Here is a 15,507-nt window from a genome sequence, read left to right as displayed (position 1 = left end):
GCTTTTTCCCGGATAAAGACTTTGAAAATGAGAAGTGTTGGTCTGCCAACCATTTCAGCAGGGAAGTGTTGATTGGCTAACGATTAATTTCTTTATATATGGATGAGATAATAGAAGATATAGAAAATGGCGATTTTGGAGCCTTTTTGGAAAAATTCAATGAGTTTTTAAACCTAAAATTACTAATGCTCGGCGAGACCAAGCTGACCATTGGTTTATTCATAGGATTGACCTTGTCCATTATTCTTTTGTTTGTTATTTCTGAAATAGCCAGAAAATTTCTGGCTAATAAAATATTGGCGCGGTATAATCTAGACCTGGGGATCCGGCAGTCCATTGCTACCATTTTCAAATACCTGGTGATCATCTTTGGCCTGGTAACGATCCTTCAAAACAGCAATGTAGATCTGAGTGCCTTGGGAATACTCGCCGGAGCCATTGGTGTAGGGATTGGCTTTGGACTGCAAAATATCACCAACAACTTTATCAGTGGCTTGATAATTCTCGTCGAAAGGCCCATCAAAGTAGGTGACCGGATAGAAGTAGATGATGTAAACGGAGATGTGATCAAAATTTCTGCCCGATCCACCATGGTACTCACCAATGATAACATTTCCATCATTTTACCCAATAGCCAGTTTATCGACAATCCGGTGATTAACTGGTCGCATAACGACCGAAATATCCGGTTTAACATACCAGTTGGAGTCTCGTATAAGGAGGATCCGGCAAAAATTAAACGAATACTGATGGAAGTCGTCAAAAACAATACGGGTGTTCTAAAATATCCGGAACCTGATGTACTCTTCGAACAATATAACGATAGCAGTATCGATTTCAACCTCAGGATTTGGACTTCGGAATACATTAATAAACCCAAAGTGCTAAAGAGTCAACTCTACTATGCCATTTTCGCAAAATTTCGGGAGGAGCAGGTAGAAATCCCCTTTCCCCAGCGAGACCTGCATATCCGCTCCGGACTGGAAAAATTTACACCTTCCTAATTTTTTTTATTATGCCCTTTTCATTTATCTTTAGGCCGTTAAATATCAACGGATTATTCGGGTTGGAATCGGGTGTAGTAGTTTTATGATATGATAAGAACCGTATTTTTTTTAGCCTTATTTTTAATTGTGTCTTCCAAAGAACTGCTTTCGCAAAGCATGTATCGATTTCGATTCGAAGAGCCCTGGTCTTTTTCCTTGCAGGCGGGACCTTCGCAGTATTTTGGTGACTTATACGCCCTTTGGCAATACTATGAAGGAATACAGCCGGATTACAATGCCGCTTTTAGTGCGCGGTATACATTTGGAACGAACTTAAAAGCCAGAGCAGACATTACCTATATTGAAATTTCCGGGCAGGACGTTAAGGCAGATCCTAGGAGCGGCAGGATTCCCAGGGATTTGCATTTCAGAAGCAGGAACTGGGAAGCGGCCTTTCTGGTAGAGTATTATTACAAACCGGTCAAAGTATATAACATTACGCGTGAATTTCTAAATCCCTATGTATTTTTTGGCGTGGGGGCGACCACCAATGATCCCAAAACACAGTATAGGGATCAATGGGTGTCTTTAAGGCCGCTGAGAACCGAAAATGAATTGTATTCAGACATTGTCATGGTTTTTCCCATGGGCCTGGGTTTAAAATACAAGGTAAATGTGTACATGGATTTTTTTATAGAGGGTAACTATCGCTTCACGCTTTCCGATTACCTGGACGATATCAGCACCTACAATATTTCGGCGTACCATGAAGAGTTGATTGCCGATTATATCTCCGGAGAAAATCCGGATCGGCTTCGCTTATCTGTCCGGCAGGAGCGGTACCTGCTTCCGAATGGCGAACCCAATGTGGAAATGATTCGAAATAGTAGGGGAGCCCCCAGAAGAGGAAGCGGAGACCCCAGACTCAATGAACCTGAAGCACGGTACGACGGGTATTTCACCTTAAATTTCGGTGCCGAAATTTACTTTTCTCAGGACATTTGGGACAATTGGATTTTTAGATATCGGGGTAGGGGATTTAGGTTCTGGTAAGATTCTTTCGGTTTAACTACCATTGATTGTACTATTTTCACAGATCTCCTGCTATATTCAAAATGAATACAGATATTTTTTATAATTTTGACTTTGAAATAACCAAAAAAACTGACCAAAACAGCACATGTCTGAGTATAATTTTCGCGCCATAGAAAAAAAGTGGCAGGATCGTTGGGAGAAAGAGAAGCTTTTTAATGCAAAACCGGACCCTGAAAAACCCAAATTTTATTCCCTGGACATGTTTCCCTATCCCTCCGGAGCAGGCCTTCATGTAGGACATCCCCTGGGATACATAGCCTCCGACATAGTAACGCGATATAAACGGTTGAAGGGATTCAACGTCCTGCATCCGATGGGCTATGACTCTTTTGGGCTGCCAGCCGAGCAGTATGCCATACAGACAGGGCAGCACCCTGCTATAACGACCGGAGAAAATATCAAACGCTATACAGAGCAACTCAAAAATATCGGGTTTGCATTTGATTGGGAAAAGGAAGTGCAAACTTCCGATCCGGACTATTACCGATGGACCCAGTGGATATTCATGCAGCTTTTTGATAGCTATTACGATTTGGATGCGGATAAGGCCCTACCCATAAGCCATTTGGTTTCCATTTTTGAGAAAGAAGGCAGCCGTACTGTCAGGGCAGTCTGTGATGAAGATGCTACTGACTTTAGCGAAGCAGATTGGCAGCATTTTTCAGAATCAGAGCGGCAAAAGATACTGTTACAATACCGACTCACCTTTTTGGCAGAGACCACGGTAAATTGGTGTGCAGCCTTGGGGACAGTCCTGTCAAACGACGAGGTGAAAGATGGGTATTCAGAGCGGGGAGGCCATCCGGTGGAGCGAAAACGAATGATGCAATGGAGCATGCGGATCACTGCCTATGCCGAGCGTTTACTAAAAGGGCTGGATTCGCTGGACTGGCCCGATCCGGTCAAGGAAATGCAACGAAATTGGATAGGTAGATCGGTAGGAGCGGAGATGTCCTTTGCGATAGAGGGAATGGAAGAAACCATCAAGGTTTTTACCACCCGAATTGATACCATTTATGGGGTAACTTACCTGGCATTGGCTCCTGAGCACGAGTTGGTAAGTCAATTGATCACGGAGGATCAAAAAGAAGAGGCCCTAGCCTACGTTTCTCAGGCAAAAAACCGATCAGAGCGAGACCGGATGACGGACGTAAAAACCATTTCAGGGGCCTTTACCGGAAGCTATGCCACCAACCCATTTAATGGAGAACGGATCCCTATCTGGATTGCAGACTATGTCCTCGCGGGCTATGGAACGGGAGCCGTGATGGCCGTGCCGGCTCATGATGAGCGCGATTATAATTTTGCCCGACACTTTAATCTGGAAATCCGCCAGGTGATAGAGGGGAGCATGGAAAACGGTTCCTTTCCCGGCAAGGGCGGAACGATCATGAATTCCGGGTTTATTTCTGGTATGGAGATGCAAGAAGCCATGGATAAAGCCATTGCTTTTCTGGAAGAAAAAGGAATTGGAAAGGGTAAAATCCAATATAAAATGAGGGATGCCATTTTTACCCGGCAGCGCTATTGGGGAGAACCGCTGCCCGTTTATTTCAAGGAGGGCCTTCCGTATTTGATAGATGAAAAAGAGTTGCCACTACGCTTGCCGGAAGTGGATAAATACCTGCCCACTGAAGATGGGGCACCTCCTTTGGGACGGGCAAAGAACTGGACCTATACTACTTCTGAGGGAACGTTTCCGTTGGAGATGAGTACCATGCCGGGTTGGGCTGGATCCAGCTGGTATTTTTTCCGGTATATGGATTCAGCCAACAAAGAAAACTTCGTCAGTAAGGAAGCGGCAGATTATTGGGGAGCGGTGGACCTGTATATTGGTGGCGCAGAGCATGCTACCGGGCATTTGTTGTATTCCAGGTTCTGGACCAAGTTTCTCTATGACAGGGGCCTTGTGCCCATAGCCGAGCCATTCCAGAAAATGATCAACCAGGGCATGATTCAGGGCAGGTCAAATTTTGTGTACCGGAAAAAAGGAAGTAATACCTTCGTAAGTCATGGATTGATCGGGGACCATGAAGTGATCCCCATGCATGTGGATGTCAATATAGTACATAACGACCAATTAGATTTAGAGGCATTTATACGCTGGCGTCCGGACTTGGCTGATGCGGAATTTATTCTGGAAGAAGGCAAGTACCACTGCGGTGCTGAGGTGGAAAAAATGTCCAAATCCAAATACAATGTGGTCAATCCGGATGATGTGATCGAGAGCTATGGGGCAGATACCCTGCGCCTGTACGAAATGTTTTTGGGCCCCTTGGAACAGTTTAAGCCCTGGAATACCAATGGGATAGATGGGGTGTTTAAATTTTTGAAGAAATTGTGGCGGCTATTCCACGATCAGAACGGAAATTGGCAGGTGAGTGAGGAGAAGGCCTCCAAAGAAGCTTTGAAAGCCCTTCACAAGACCATCCAAAAAGTGGAGGAAGATGTGGAACGTCATGCCTTCAATACATCGGTTTCTTCCTTTATGATCTGTGTCAATGAGCTGTCTGCACTCAAGTGCAAGCAAAGGGAAGTTTTGGAGCCTTTATTGGTCATCCTTTCCCCCTATGCTCCCCATATAGCGGAAGCACTTTGGGAGAAGCTGGGCCATGCCCAATCCATCATACATGAGCGTTACCCAGAAGCGGAAGAGCAATACCTTACAGAGGACAGTCATGAATACCCTGTTTCCATCAATGGCAAAATGCGGGCAAAGATCAAGCTGTCACTGAGCCTTTCCAGGCACGAAATCGAATCAGCAGCCCTGCAGCACGAGGACCTGCAAAAATGGATAGCCGGCAAGACACCCAAAAAAGTCATCGTAGTCCCGGGCAAGATTGTGAATATCGTATTGTGATGGATATTTGGTGAGGCGGGAGATGGTGTTTGTTTAAAACTTATAAACAGATATTTCCATGATGAATAAGAGCAAATCCAATAAAGAACTCGATGTTGACTTTATTGGTGGTGAAGAGCTTACCGAGCGAGAAGAGCGTGAAATAAAAGAATACTTTGCTAAACAAAAAGCAGGTAAGCAAAGAAAGCCAATAACCAGAAAGTCAAAAGAGCGAGTGAAGTAAAACACAGGGCATAAGACGGGTTTTGCGTCAGGCGGGGTGAACTTGAACTGGTACATTTTAACCGACAGAAAAGGTTTCGTATTAATGTTCGTCCCCAAATAAAGCGTCCATTTTTCGATTCCTGCCCCCAAAGAGGTGATTTCGTACTTCAATACTGCAGTTCAGAACTGAAACGATCCGCTTTTTAACTGCAAAAAGGCACCTTTTCACCCGGATCAGCTGCCAAAATGGCATCCTATTCTGCCTTTTAGCTGCATTGTCCCACTTCCGAACTCCAAGCTTGCGGTTCAGAACGGGACAGGCCGGGTTCCGAAGTACCCCCCCCCCACTTCCGAAGTACCCTCTTCCAGCAGAAAACTCGAAAAGCTTCGGTCAACCTGTCAGGTTTTTTATATTTTAACCGGAAAATTTTGATTTTTGGGTCAAAATGTACCGTTCTGAACATCAATGGGGGACTTCCGAACCGCAAGGTCCGAGTTCCGAACCTCGAGCTTGTCACTTTGAAGTCCCTCCCCCCACTTGCGAAGTGGGGGGTACCTTGGTTCGATTCACAGTAAATTACGGTATATTGGAAAAAGATTTTGTCAGAGGCAGCTCCATCTCCAGATCGGGGCTTCTTTAAAGCTATTGAACTTCAAATCACATGCCCAGAGAATTTATGGACAAAAAGGTTCAATCCATTTTCGAACTATCGTTCTCCGAATGGAAGGCCATATTGCTAAAAGTAAAAGACCAGATTGGTGAAAATAATGTGGTAATTGTTTCGGCCGGTGTGGGATTTTTTGGTTTTTTGGCCATTTTCCCTGCCATTATGGCCCTGATTTCCATTTACGGTTTCGTCATGGATCCTCAGGAAATAGAGGAGCAGGTATCCAAAATCAGTTCCATGCTGCCAGTGCAGACCCATGAAATCCTCCAATACCGGGTGGATCAGTTTATCAAATCCACGGGAGAATCCTTGGGCTGGGGTACCGTTTTCGCCATTCTGCTGGGCATTTGGATTGGCAATATAGGGACCAAATCACTGTTTAGGGGAATAAACATTGCCTATGAGACCAAAAGTCACAGGGGGATCCTAAAACACAATGGGCTTACGTTACTATTTACCTTTGGGGCCATTATTTTAATCATTCTAAGTGCAGCCTTGATTGTGGCATTTCCTTCCATCATCGAACAAATAGGTTTACCGGATAATATTGAACGCCTTATCAGTTGGCTTCGATGGTTGATCATGGGGCTTATTCTGGTGGGTAGTATTGGCCTGATTTATAGATTTGGACCAGAAAGAAAACGGCCTACGTTCCATTGGGTCATTCCAGGTGCCGTTTTAGCCACCATTTTGTGGCTTTTGGCTTCCTGGGCATTTTCATTTTACATCCGCCATTTCTGGAATTTAGGAGAAATCTATGGCTCCCTGTCGGCGGTTGTTTTTCTGATGCTGTGGCTTTTTATCAGCACATTTATCATTCTCCTGGGAGCAGAATTGAATTCCGAAATGGAGCACCATGCCATGGAGTAGTCGGTGGATCCTTAAAGAAGAAGGATGCCATTTTCATCGTTCCGGTAGGAATCGTTTACTAGCTACATTTTAAAGAGGTATAGCCCTTGCTACACGGGTAATAGCAGGGAATAGCGTTAGAAAATTTTTAGTGGAAAAAAGCGAAAATACCGACCCGGTTTTTTATCAGAAGATCAATGGAATGATTGCCGATGATGCGATTAGGACGAGGGTTACGAATAGATCCATCACAGAAAAAGGAACTGGACAGGTACTATCAGGCGCTAATTTCAGCCGTTTTTGGGCTGGAATTTGAGCAAGGCCCTTGGAATTACCCCCCTGCGCCGCGATTACCGTCATGGGTTTTCCGGGAGAAAAGCTGAATAGAAATGAAAAACCTAGTTGGTGATCCTTGCATTTTTCTTATTTTTAGGAGATCTTACTTACCTTGCCAAGAGCGAAATAACCGCAAGGGTTGCGGTTAGGCAATAGTTGTGGCACATACGAAAATGAAAGATTGGACAGAAATAAAGAACAGAATTCTCTTTTCATACATGGGGTGTGACTTGACTTCTATTACTGTCGACAAAAAAGAAGCTGGACTAATAAGAGATTATTTAGAGAAAATTGTAAATCTGGAAAAAACCTCGGACTACATTTTCAAATTCGACAACTCTGGGACAGAAGTTTACTTTTACTTAAACTCAGACCAGCATTTTGACTTTGATCCTAAGACGATTTCAAGTGCAGAACAATGGAACAAATTTCTCAAGACCTTTATTAAAATCTCAAAGGACATGGAGAGTGAAGTTCTTTTTCGTCCAGAGGACAGCAATCCAGGAGAAAATATTATTGTCAAGCTAATAAATGGCAATGTTGAATATGACTTTGACGTATTTGAAACATACCGAGAATAAAAAAAGTACGTGCTACAACCTTGGCTTGAGTGCAGCGGGCAGAAAGCGAATAAAATAAAATTCAGTACAATGAATTACGTTTGGGTTAGCCGGACGGAAAGCACTCCGAAAGTGCCTACCGCACCAAAGCCTGGACGTTGTAGCGCATTACCCACATCAAGAATTCGTTTCTTAAGCAAACGACAAATGTGGGAATGTGAATTGAGTAAAAAATGAGAAATTTGACAAAGACACAAAAGATTAATAATTAATAACAGAATTTGAGGTTAGTCAAAATTTGAAATATGACCGACAATATGAATTATATCGACCGTGATGACCTTGGATTATTTTGTGCCTTCATTGAACGAGTTACTGTGACTTTTAACCTGACAAGAACAATTAAATTCGACATCATTAGACCCGTGGATCTATCAGAGGCAAAATTACGGTACAATAAAGGAACTCTGACATTTAAAAATGTAATACAAAGTGACATAAAACTCAAAAATGAAAGACACGAGTACCCAGAGTTTCATCGTAGCGCAATTCTTGACAGAAGTGACTTACTGACCACGACAATTGAAAGCAAAGGCACTGACAAAGAAAACTATAAGGACTACTACATGTTAATAGACCATGGAAACTCACAAAACTCATATCATATCATCTGTGGGACACATGAATTAATTATTGAAAACAATCCAAAACATCTTAAAGAATATGACGGATTTTTGGAATGAATAATAGAAAAACGCGCTACAACAACTAAGTTTTCCCCGCTCTGGCGGAGCAGGCTGTGCGGCTTGTAAAAGCCAAGCATGAAAACGCTGTTGCACGGAACCGGTGAAGTACCTATTATGGGGATTGGGTCTGGATTTTGTGGGTGCCTGGTGGCTCTTTCCGGACAAAAAAGTATCGGGGAGATTACCCATCGCTTAAAAAATCTGTTTTGAATGGATTTTTAGGCCTTCAGGACCTTTTTTGGAAGAATAATTTTGTGGTCTGGGCATAATTTTCCAAGGCCTATCAAAATCCGGGGTTGAATTTGGTATGGGATAGATGGAAAAGCAGTTTTGGGAACTACCGTAGGTTTAGTGCAACAGCCAAAAAAGCGGTAGAAATGGCGATTGAGCAAGATGAGGAAACGGCTATGCGATGGATAACAAACTAGTAATCTTCAAACAGTGAGTTAATGGACGAATTAAGCCCTAATCAATCATCATTTATACTTTACACGTCCCAAAATGGAGATGTAAAAGTAGATGTACTGCTACAAGACGAAACGGTTTGGCTCACCCAAAAAGCCATGCAAGAGCTATTCGGCAAGGCTAAAGCAACCGTTAGCGAGCATATCAGCAATGTATTTAAAGAGGGAGAATTAGAAGAAAATTCAGTTGTTCGGAAATTCCGAACAACTGCCGATGATGGCAAAGAGTACACCACATCGTTTTACAATTTGGATGTCATTATCTCTGTTGGTTACCGGGTAAAGTCACATCAAGGCACACAGTTCCGTATTTGGGCTACTAAAACCCTTCGAGAATACATCATCAAAGGTTTTGCGATGGATGATGAACGCCTCAAGCAAGGTCACGCAATTTTCGGTAAAGACTATTTTGATGAGTTACTGGAGCGTATCCGTGAGATACGTGCCAGCGAAAGACGTTTTTATCAAAAAATCACCGACATCTACGCTCAATGCAGCATTGATTATGACCCAAAAGCTGAAATCACCCAAACTTTCTATAAGACCGTTCAAAACAAATTGCACTGGGCGATTACAGGTCATACAGCAGCCGAAATCATCAAGCAACGAGCCGATGCAGACAAGCCCAACATGGGATTAACCACATGGAAAAGTGCTCCTTCTGGAAAAGTATTAAAAACGGATGTTTCAGTAGCCAAAAACTATCTCAGTGAAAAGGAATTAAAAGACCTCAACCGAATCGTAACCATGTACCTGGATTTTGCCGAACTACAAGCAGAAAGGCAAAATCCAATGAAAATGAACGACTGGATAGGGAAACTAGACGGATTCCTCCAATTCAATGATTACAAAGTATTGAAAGATGCAGGTAAGGTAACGGCTACCATCGCAAAGCAACTAGCGGAACAAGAATACCAAAAATTCAGAATAGAGCAGGATAAAGCTTTTGAGTCAGATTTTGACAAGGAAGTAAAACGAATTACTAAGAAGAAGAATAGCAATGAATAAACAGCCTACCCTTCTCAGCCACACACAAATTGTCCCGACCCTTCGGGATTGCCAAGCCGCTCAAGCCAACCGCACAATCCAAAACATGTCAATAAGTGTGTCTTTCTCCACGCAAGGACGGAAGAAAAGAAACCACGATTGCCTAACATTGGGTATAGTGCCTAGCTTCCTGAACGGTCCCGCTACGCATATACTAGCCGCTGCGAATATAGTTATTTGGAAAAACCATTTTGGTATTTTTTAACGGCTGCGGACACTTTTCTGCGCACTGACTGATTTTTGATAGGGATTGCGAAATAATGGTGCTTTTCCCCTTTCTATTTGGTAATTTTAGGCTATGAATATAGGGGATAGGGTCAGATTGCTTCATGGAAAAGAAGAGGGTGTCATTACCAGGCTTTCGTCCGGTGGACAGGTGGAAATTGAAATCGAAGACGGTTTTCGGATTCCAGCCATGAAATCGGAAGTGGTCGTCATTGACAAAGCAGAAAAAGAATATTTTGACACACCTTCCTCATCCGGCGCTATTTATACTGGAGAAAACAGGCCCAAACCAATAGAAAACGTTCACAAAGGCGGGTTTTTTTTAGCTTATGTACCCTATAACGATCAGGTTCATGATGTCCTGCTCATCAATACGACAAAAAAAGAGTACCTTTTTTCGGTGGATGAGCTACAAGGGGAAGCCTCAAAAAATGTGGCAGCAGGCGTATTGCAGCCTGGTAGCTCCACGAAGGTAGCTGAAAAAATGATTCGGGATTTTGAACAATGGCCTCCCTTAAAATTCCTAATGGTGCCTTTGAATAAACAGGTCGAGGCCAGCCCAAAACCCATTGAAAGAAAAGTGAAATTCAAAGCCAGTGCCTTTTTTAAACACAAGGGAAAGGCACCTTTGATTGAAAAAGAGGCTTATTTTTTTAAATTGAATGAGCAGGAAAAACTACTGGATGTCAAAAAGTTGAATGAAGAACTGAATCCAACCGATGCCAGTACCTTTCCAGCAAGGAAGGTAAGCCGACCGGCCGCATCCATTGACCTTCACATCGAAAAACTTACGAAGGATCACGATTTGATGAGTAATGGGGAAATGGTACAGTTGCAGTTGGCAGTTTTTGAAAAGAATTTGAACGATGCCATTGCCTCCGGGATGGATGAAATTACGTTTATTCACGGGATAGGGAATGGGGTGCTTCGAAAGGAAATTCACCGTTACCTGAGCCAGATGAAAGGGATAAAATATTTTAAAGATAGCCAGAAAACAAATTTTGGCTATGGTGCAACCGCTGTTAAAATTCATGAATAACGATGGAATCTACCTTACCATTCATTATGCAGGTTTTCGACAGGCACTTTGATGCCGGTAAGTCGGTTTTTGGTGAATTGTCAAAAAAGATTAAGTCCAGGAAGGCACTGGATTTACAGGAGGAGCTATTCTTTTTCAAGTTGTTTTTGCAGGTTTTAGAAAAGGTTCATTTTGAGAATAAGCAACAAGTAGCCCGGGCCTTCACGCCATTCAAGTATTTAAATAAAAACCTGCGTAAGGTACACCATATCCGTTTGATAGCGGAGGGATTTGATACTTATTTCGGAGAAAAAAGGGCCGATTATGGGGATTATGAGAAACAGATCGCCCAAAATAAAAAGGAGGTATATACCCAGGTTTACGAAATCATACTGTCCATAACCTTGAAGGACTGGGAAGACCTTTACCATCAAGTCAGACATTATTCAGAAGGCTTGTCGGTACTGACTATCAATACCGCTACCACCCAAATCATCAACGAAGAGGTTGATTTTTTTTATTTTGACACCAAATCAAGGCTGGATCCTCAAACCCTTTATGAAATTTTCAACGGTTTAAAAAGGGTTACTGCCTTGGAAAAAATTCGTTTAAGTATTGGGTTAAACACCATTTTTACCGACAAAGTACACCTACAAATCAACGAATTGTCTCAACAAATGGAAAGCTGGCAAAGAAGTCAGTTGCTGCTACAGCATTTGGGTAGTTTCCTCGGACAGAAAGAAAAGGTAAGTAAAAAATACCAGTTGGTACTTACTCAGGTTCAAAATGCCCATCAGGAAATCACGCAATCCGTAGCGGAAAGGTGTCGCGAATTATTCACCAAAATGCTCCATTAATCCCTTAGATGGTATCCAGGGCCTGGGCGATGTCATTTTTCAGGTCTTCGGCATCTTCTATTCCCACACTTAACCGGATCAACGAATCCGATAGTCCCACCTTTTCGCGCTCTTCTTTTGGAATGCTGGCATGAGTCATGGTGGCCGGGTGCCCGCATAGCGACTCGACTCCACCCAACGATTCTGCCAGCACAAAGACTTTAAAACTTTCGAGCACCTTGATGGCATCGGCTATCCGATTGTTTTTTAAGGTGAAGGAGACCATGCCTCCAAAATCCCGCATTTGTCTTTTAGCGGTGGCATGGTTGGGATGATCTTCAAAGCCCGGCCAGTAGACATTGTCTATTTTGGGGTGATTTTTAAGGTAGGCAGCAATGGTTTTTCCATTTTGACTGTGCCGTTCCATGCGCAGGTGCAGGGTCTTGATGCCTCTTAGGACCAGAAAACAATCCTGTGGTCCAGGTACCCCTCCGCAGGAATTCTGAATAAAGGCCAGCTTTTCTGCTAATTGACTGTCTTTTACCACAAGGGCCCCCATGATGACATCCGAGTGTCCGGCCAGGTACTTGGTGACCGAATGCATGACCAGGTCTGCACCTTGATCCAGCGGGTTCTGAAGGAAAGGAGTGGCAAAGGTATTGTCGACCCCAAATAGGATACCGTGATTTTTGGCGATTGCTGCCAACGCCTTGATGTCAATGATGTTCATCATGGGATTGGTAGGCGTTTCGGCCCAGATCAGCCGGGTGTTTTTATTAATGAGCGGTTTGACCTGCTCCATGTCTTCCATATTGACAAAATGGAAGCGGATGCCGTAGTTGGAAAATATCTTTGTAAAAATCCGGTAGGTTCCTCCATACAAATCATTGGTGCTGATGACCTCGTCTCCCGGTTTGAGAAGTTTAAGAACAGCATCTATTGCTGCCATACCTGAGGAAAAGCACAGGCCATGCTTGCCGTTCTCCAGTGCAGCCAGATTGTTTTCCAATGCTTTTCGGGTCGGGTTTTGGGTTCTGGAATATTCATACCCCTGATGGTCGCCCGGAGATTTTTGAACGTAGGTGGAAGTCTGAAAGATTGGGGTCATGATCGCCCCGGTACTGGGATCAGGCTCAATACCTGCATGAATGGCTTTGGTTCCAAATTTCATAAGTAGCGAATGATTTTCCAATTTGCTGGCACTTATTTCTGTCCCGAAGGTGTATAAGCTCCAGTTGGATTGAATTAAAGTTGGTATTATTTTTAGCTTTGCCCAAAGATGAATAAAAAACCCACTATTTTCAAGCAATTGACCGTTATCTATCGTAGAAACCCCTGGGTGCTGCTTGCTTTTTTATGGACAGCTACGGTCCCTTCCCTGGGAAGTGTGCTGATCGTACATTGGCTGTATGAGAATTGGGGGGAGTTTTTCATTCCGTCTTTGTGGGCAGCTGATACCGCATTATTGTATGGAATCGCCGGCGCACTCCTGATGGGGCTGGCCTTGATACCCACCACCTTGTTTGCTATACTCAGCGGATTCCTTTTTGGCTGGCAGGCATTTCTGTTGTTGGTGCTGGCTTACAGCCTTGCCAGTGTTTTGGGGTATCTTGGGGGGAGATTCTTAAACAAGGATAGCTTGCAGCATTTACTGAAACCCTATCCAAAAGCAAAAGATATCATCGAGCGTAAAAAGGATCAAATGGGCAAACTGGTGTTTTTTGTCCGGATTAGCCCCGTGGTTCCCTTTGCCATTTCCAACCTGATTTTTGCTTTGCTGGGTAGCGGGCTTCAGCGGGTGGTCTGGTTCGGTTTATTGGGAATGCTGCCAAGAACTTTTCTGGCCTTTTTTACGGGAACCCTTGCCAGTAGCATCCAACAGGCCCTGGCCTCCGGTACCTATTCCTGGCACTATCCGGCAATTGGTCTTTTGTTGGTAATTAGCCTTTGGGGGATTTATTCGTTTTTTAAGCGGTAAAGCATGGCTAATCGATCGCTATAGGTAAACACGCTCCAGTAAGTACCCTTCTTTTTTAAGCAAGCGGATCAGTCCCTTTTCTCCGGCCAAATGTCCGGCACCCACCGCAAAAAACATGGTTCCCTTTTGCATCATGGCACCCATGGTCTTGATCCAGTTTTCATTTCTCTTATCGACCAGGACTTCTTTGTAATCCATATATTCAGGGCTTTCGGTGACCAATTCCAATAATTGCGCTATGTCCTCTTCCCGGTAGCTAGACAGAAGTTTTCGAAACTCTTCTTTTCCTTGTTCCAGATTTTCGGTGTAATTAAAAAAACTTCGGTACTGCTCCTTTAATGGGATCTGCTCAAAAAAAGCCAGTTGCTCATCCACCGATTCCAGGCCGAGTACCGAAATGTTTTCAGCTTTGGCCAACTTCATCAGTTCGCTTTCAAACGCCATGGTTTCACATTCGAGCAAGTTGGGGTAAATTAAAGACATCAATATCATAGGCCGCATGCGTTGCATTTGGTCCATATCCATTCCGGTTCTTTCTTTAAGAAAATTTCGGATTTTCTCGTACTCGGTTTCCGACAGAAAATCCGTGATCTTCTGACCGTCTTCATTGTACATGTTTTCCATCATGTTCCCATAAAGTGCAGGGTCATCCAAATCTACCTCCATGACCAAGGCATCCGCAATCCCGAGTCGCTTGCTTACCTGCTGACTAATTTGAAAATCGTCTTCACACATTATATGGATGGTGCCAAAAAGGTAAGAGGAGGTTTCCAGGTCCTTGCCGGATATCTTCCAAAAGACCCCTTCATCCTGTGAAAAAGCAGAAACTGCCACCAGGAAAAAATAAATGCATAGTATGAATCGCTTTAGCATAAGAAATTATTTAATGGGCCACCTTATTAACCACTAAAAGTCTGATCCAGATGGCGGTCCCCGGTCTTTAGCTGCTCAAACTCCAAAAACTGTTCCCAAAAGGACTCCTCCGGAAGCGCGGCTCTGAGAAATAGTTTTTCTTTTTTGATAGGGTGAACAAAAACCAGGTGAAAGGCGTGTAGGTTTATACTTCCATCGGGATTCGGTTTGGCAAAACCATACTTGACATCTCCTCTTATGGGGCATCCTATGGCGGCTAATTGGACGCGCAACTGATGGGGACGGCCGGTTTGCGGGCGAAGTTCTACCAGCCAGTGGTCATTTAATTTACCCATTCTTTTATAGCCTAGTTCGGATTTCTTGGCATCAGGTACTTCCTTATCGTAAGCCTTTGACAGGTTTTTTTCACTGTCCTTTACCAGCCAATGAGTCAGTTTGGCCATTTCCTCGGATGGCTTTCTTTTGACTACGGCCCAATATACTTTGTGTACTTCTCTTTTTCTGAAGAGGGCTGTCATGCGTTCCAGGGCCTTGGAAGTACGGGCAAAAACCACGATGCCACTTACAGGTCGATCTAGACGGTGAACCGGGTGTAAAAAGACAGCTCCTGGCTTGTTGTATTTTTTAGCGATGTAGTCCTTGCAATAATCCGTTAGTGTCTTGTCTCCGGTTTTATCTCCTTGTACCAACACCCCAGCGGACTTATTGACTACCAGGAGGTGATTGTCCTCAAAAATTACATTGAATGGTTTTTTCATGATA

14 protein-coding genes are annotated in these 15,507 nt (G+C 43.6%); 11 read left to right on the top strand and 3 right to left on the bottom strand.

Going from position 1 to position 15,507, the window contains the following annotated elements:
- The first annotated feature begins 98 nt into the window (after positions 1-98).
- From GJQ68_RS19580 to GJQ68_RS19535, 10 genes are all read left to right on the top strand, one after another.
- A complete protein-coding gene (locus GJQ68_RS19580; RefSeq protein ID WP_162418964.1) occupies positions 99-1,004 on the top strand; it encodes a mechanosensitive ion channel family protein in 906 nt (301 codons plus the stop codon).
- A gap of 90 nt (positions 1,005-1,094) precedes the next feature.
- A complete protein-coding gene (locus GJQ68_RS19575; RefSeq protein ID WP_162418963.1) occupies positions 1,095-2,039 on the top strand; it encodes a DUF6089 family protein in 945 nt (314 codons plus the stop codon).
- A 127-nt stretch (positions 2,040-2,166) separates the two neighbouring features.
- The gene (gene leuS / locus GJQ68_RS19570) at positions 2,167-4,941 is read left to right on the top strand and encodes a leucine--tRNA ligase (protein WP_162418962.1); all 2,775 of its coding nucleotides are present in this window, start codon (positions 2,167-2,169) and stop codon (positions 4,939-4,941) included.
- A 58-nt stretch (positions 4,942-4,999) separates the two neighbouring features.
- The gene (locus GJQ68_RS19565) at positions 5,000-5,164 is read left to right on the top strand and encodes a hypothetical protein (RefSeq protein ID WP_162418961.1); all 165 of its coding nucleotides are present in this window, start codon (positions 5,000-5,002) and stop codon (positions 5,162-5,164) included.
- A gap of 643 nt (positions 5,165-5,807) precedes the next feature.
- On the top strand, positions 5,808-6,683 hold the full coding sequence (locus GJQ68_RS19560; RefSeq protein ID WP_162418960.1) for a YihY/virulence factor BrkB family protein: 876 nt from the start codon (positions 5,808-5,810) through the stop codon (positions 6,681-6,683).
- A gap of 488 nt (positions 6,684-7,171) precedes the next feature.
- On the top strand, positions 7,172-7,579 hold the full coding sequence (locus GJQ68_RS19555) for a hypothetical protein (RefSeq protein ID WP_162418959.1): 408 nt from the start codon (positions 7,172-7,174) through the stop codon (positions 7,577-7,579).
- A 296-nt stretch (positions 7,580-7,875) separates the two neighbouring features.
- Positions 7,876-8,301: a hypothetical protein gene (locus GJQ68_RS19550; RefSeq protein WP_162418958.1), complete on the top strand. Its 426-nt coding sequence runs from the start codon at positions 7,876-7,878 to the stop codon at positions 8,299-8,301.
- A gap of 452 nt (positions 8,302-8,753) precedes the next feature.
- Complete coding sequence (locus GJQ68_RS19545; protein WP_162418957.1) at positions 8,754-9,776, top strand: virulence RhuM family protein; 1,023 nt, start codon at positions 8,754-8,756, stop codon at positions 9,774-9,776.
- Between the two features lie 337 nt (positions 9,777-10,113).
- The gene (locus GJQ68_RS19540; RefSeq protein WP_162418956.1) at positions 10,114-11,079 is read left to right on the top strand and encodes a Smr/MutS family protein; all 966 of its coding nucleotides are present in this window, start codon (positions 10,114-10,116) and stop codon (positions 11,077-11,079) included.
- 2 nt (positions 11,080-11,081) lie between these two features.
- Entirely contained in the window at positions 11,082-11,915 is an 834-nt protein-coding gene (locus GJQ68_RS19535) for a hypothetical protein (protein WP_162418955.1), read from the top strand.
- A gap of 4 nt (positions 11,916-11,919) precedes the next feature.
- On the opposite strand, the gene GJQ68_RS19530 is transcribed toward GJQ68_RS19535, so the two are convergent.
- Positions 11,920-13,086, bottom strand: coding sequence for a cystathionine gamma-synthase (locus GJQ68_RS19530; RefSeq protein WP_262888127.1), 1,167 nt, complete (start codon positions 13,084-13,086; stop codon positions 11,920-11,922).
- Between the two features lie 87 nt (positions 13,087-13,173).
- Here GJQ68_RS19530 and GJQ68_RS19525 point away from each other — a divergent pair, with 87 nt between their 5' ends.
- Positions 13,174-13,872, top strand: a complete 699-nt coding sequence (locus GJQ68_RS19525; protein ID WP_162418953.1) for a TVP38/TMEM64 family protein — start codon at positions 13,174-13,176, stop codon at positions 13,870-13,872.
- Positions 13,873-13,890: 18 nt separating this feature from the next.
- Here the strand turns inward: GJQ68_RS19525 and GJQ68_RS19520 are convergent, their stop codons facing one another.
- Both GJQ68_RS19520 and GJQ68_RS19515 read right to left on the bottom strand, forming a co-directional pair.
- Positions 13,891-14,745, bottom strand: coding sequence for a TraB/GumN family protein (locus GJQ68_RS19520; RefSeq protein WP_162418952.1), 855 nt, complete (start codon positions 14,743-14,745; stop codon positions 13,891-13,893).
- A 26-nt stretch (positions 14,746-14,771) separates the two neighbouring features.
- Complete coding sequence (locus GJQ68_RS19515; protein WP_162418988.1) at positions 14,772-15,506, bottom strand: RluA family pseudouridine synthase; 735 nt, start codon at positions 15,504-15,506, stop codon at positions 14,772-14,774.
- Position 15,507: the final 1 nt, after the last annotated feature.

It is taken from the genome of Cyclobacterium roseum, from assembly GCF_010119225.1.
Taxonomy (GTDB): domain Bacteria; phylum Bacteroidota; class Bacteroidia; order Cytophagales; family Cyclobacteriaceae; genus Cyclobacterium; species Cyclobacterium roseum.
Note: the sequence above shows the minus strand (reverse complement) of the source record. Positions and strands in the feature narration are given on the sequence as shown.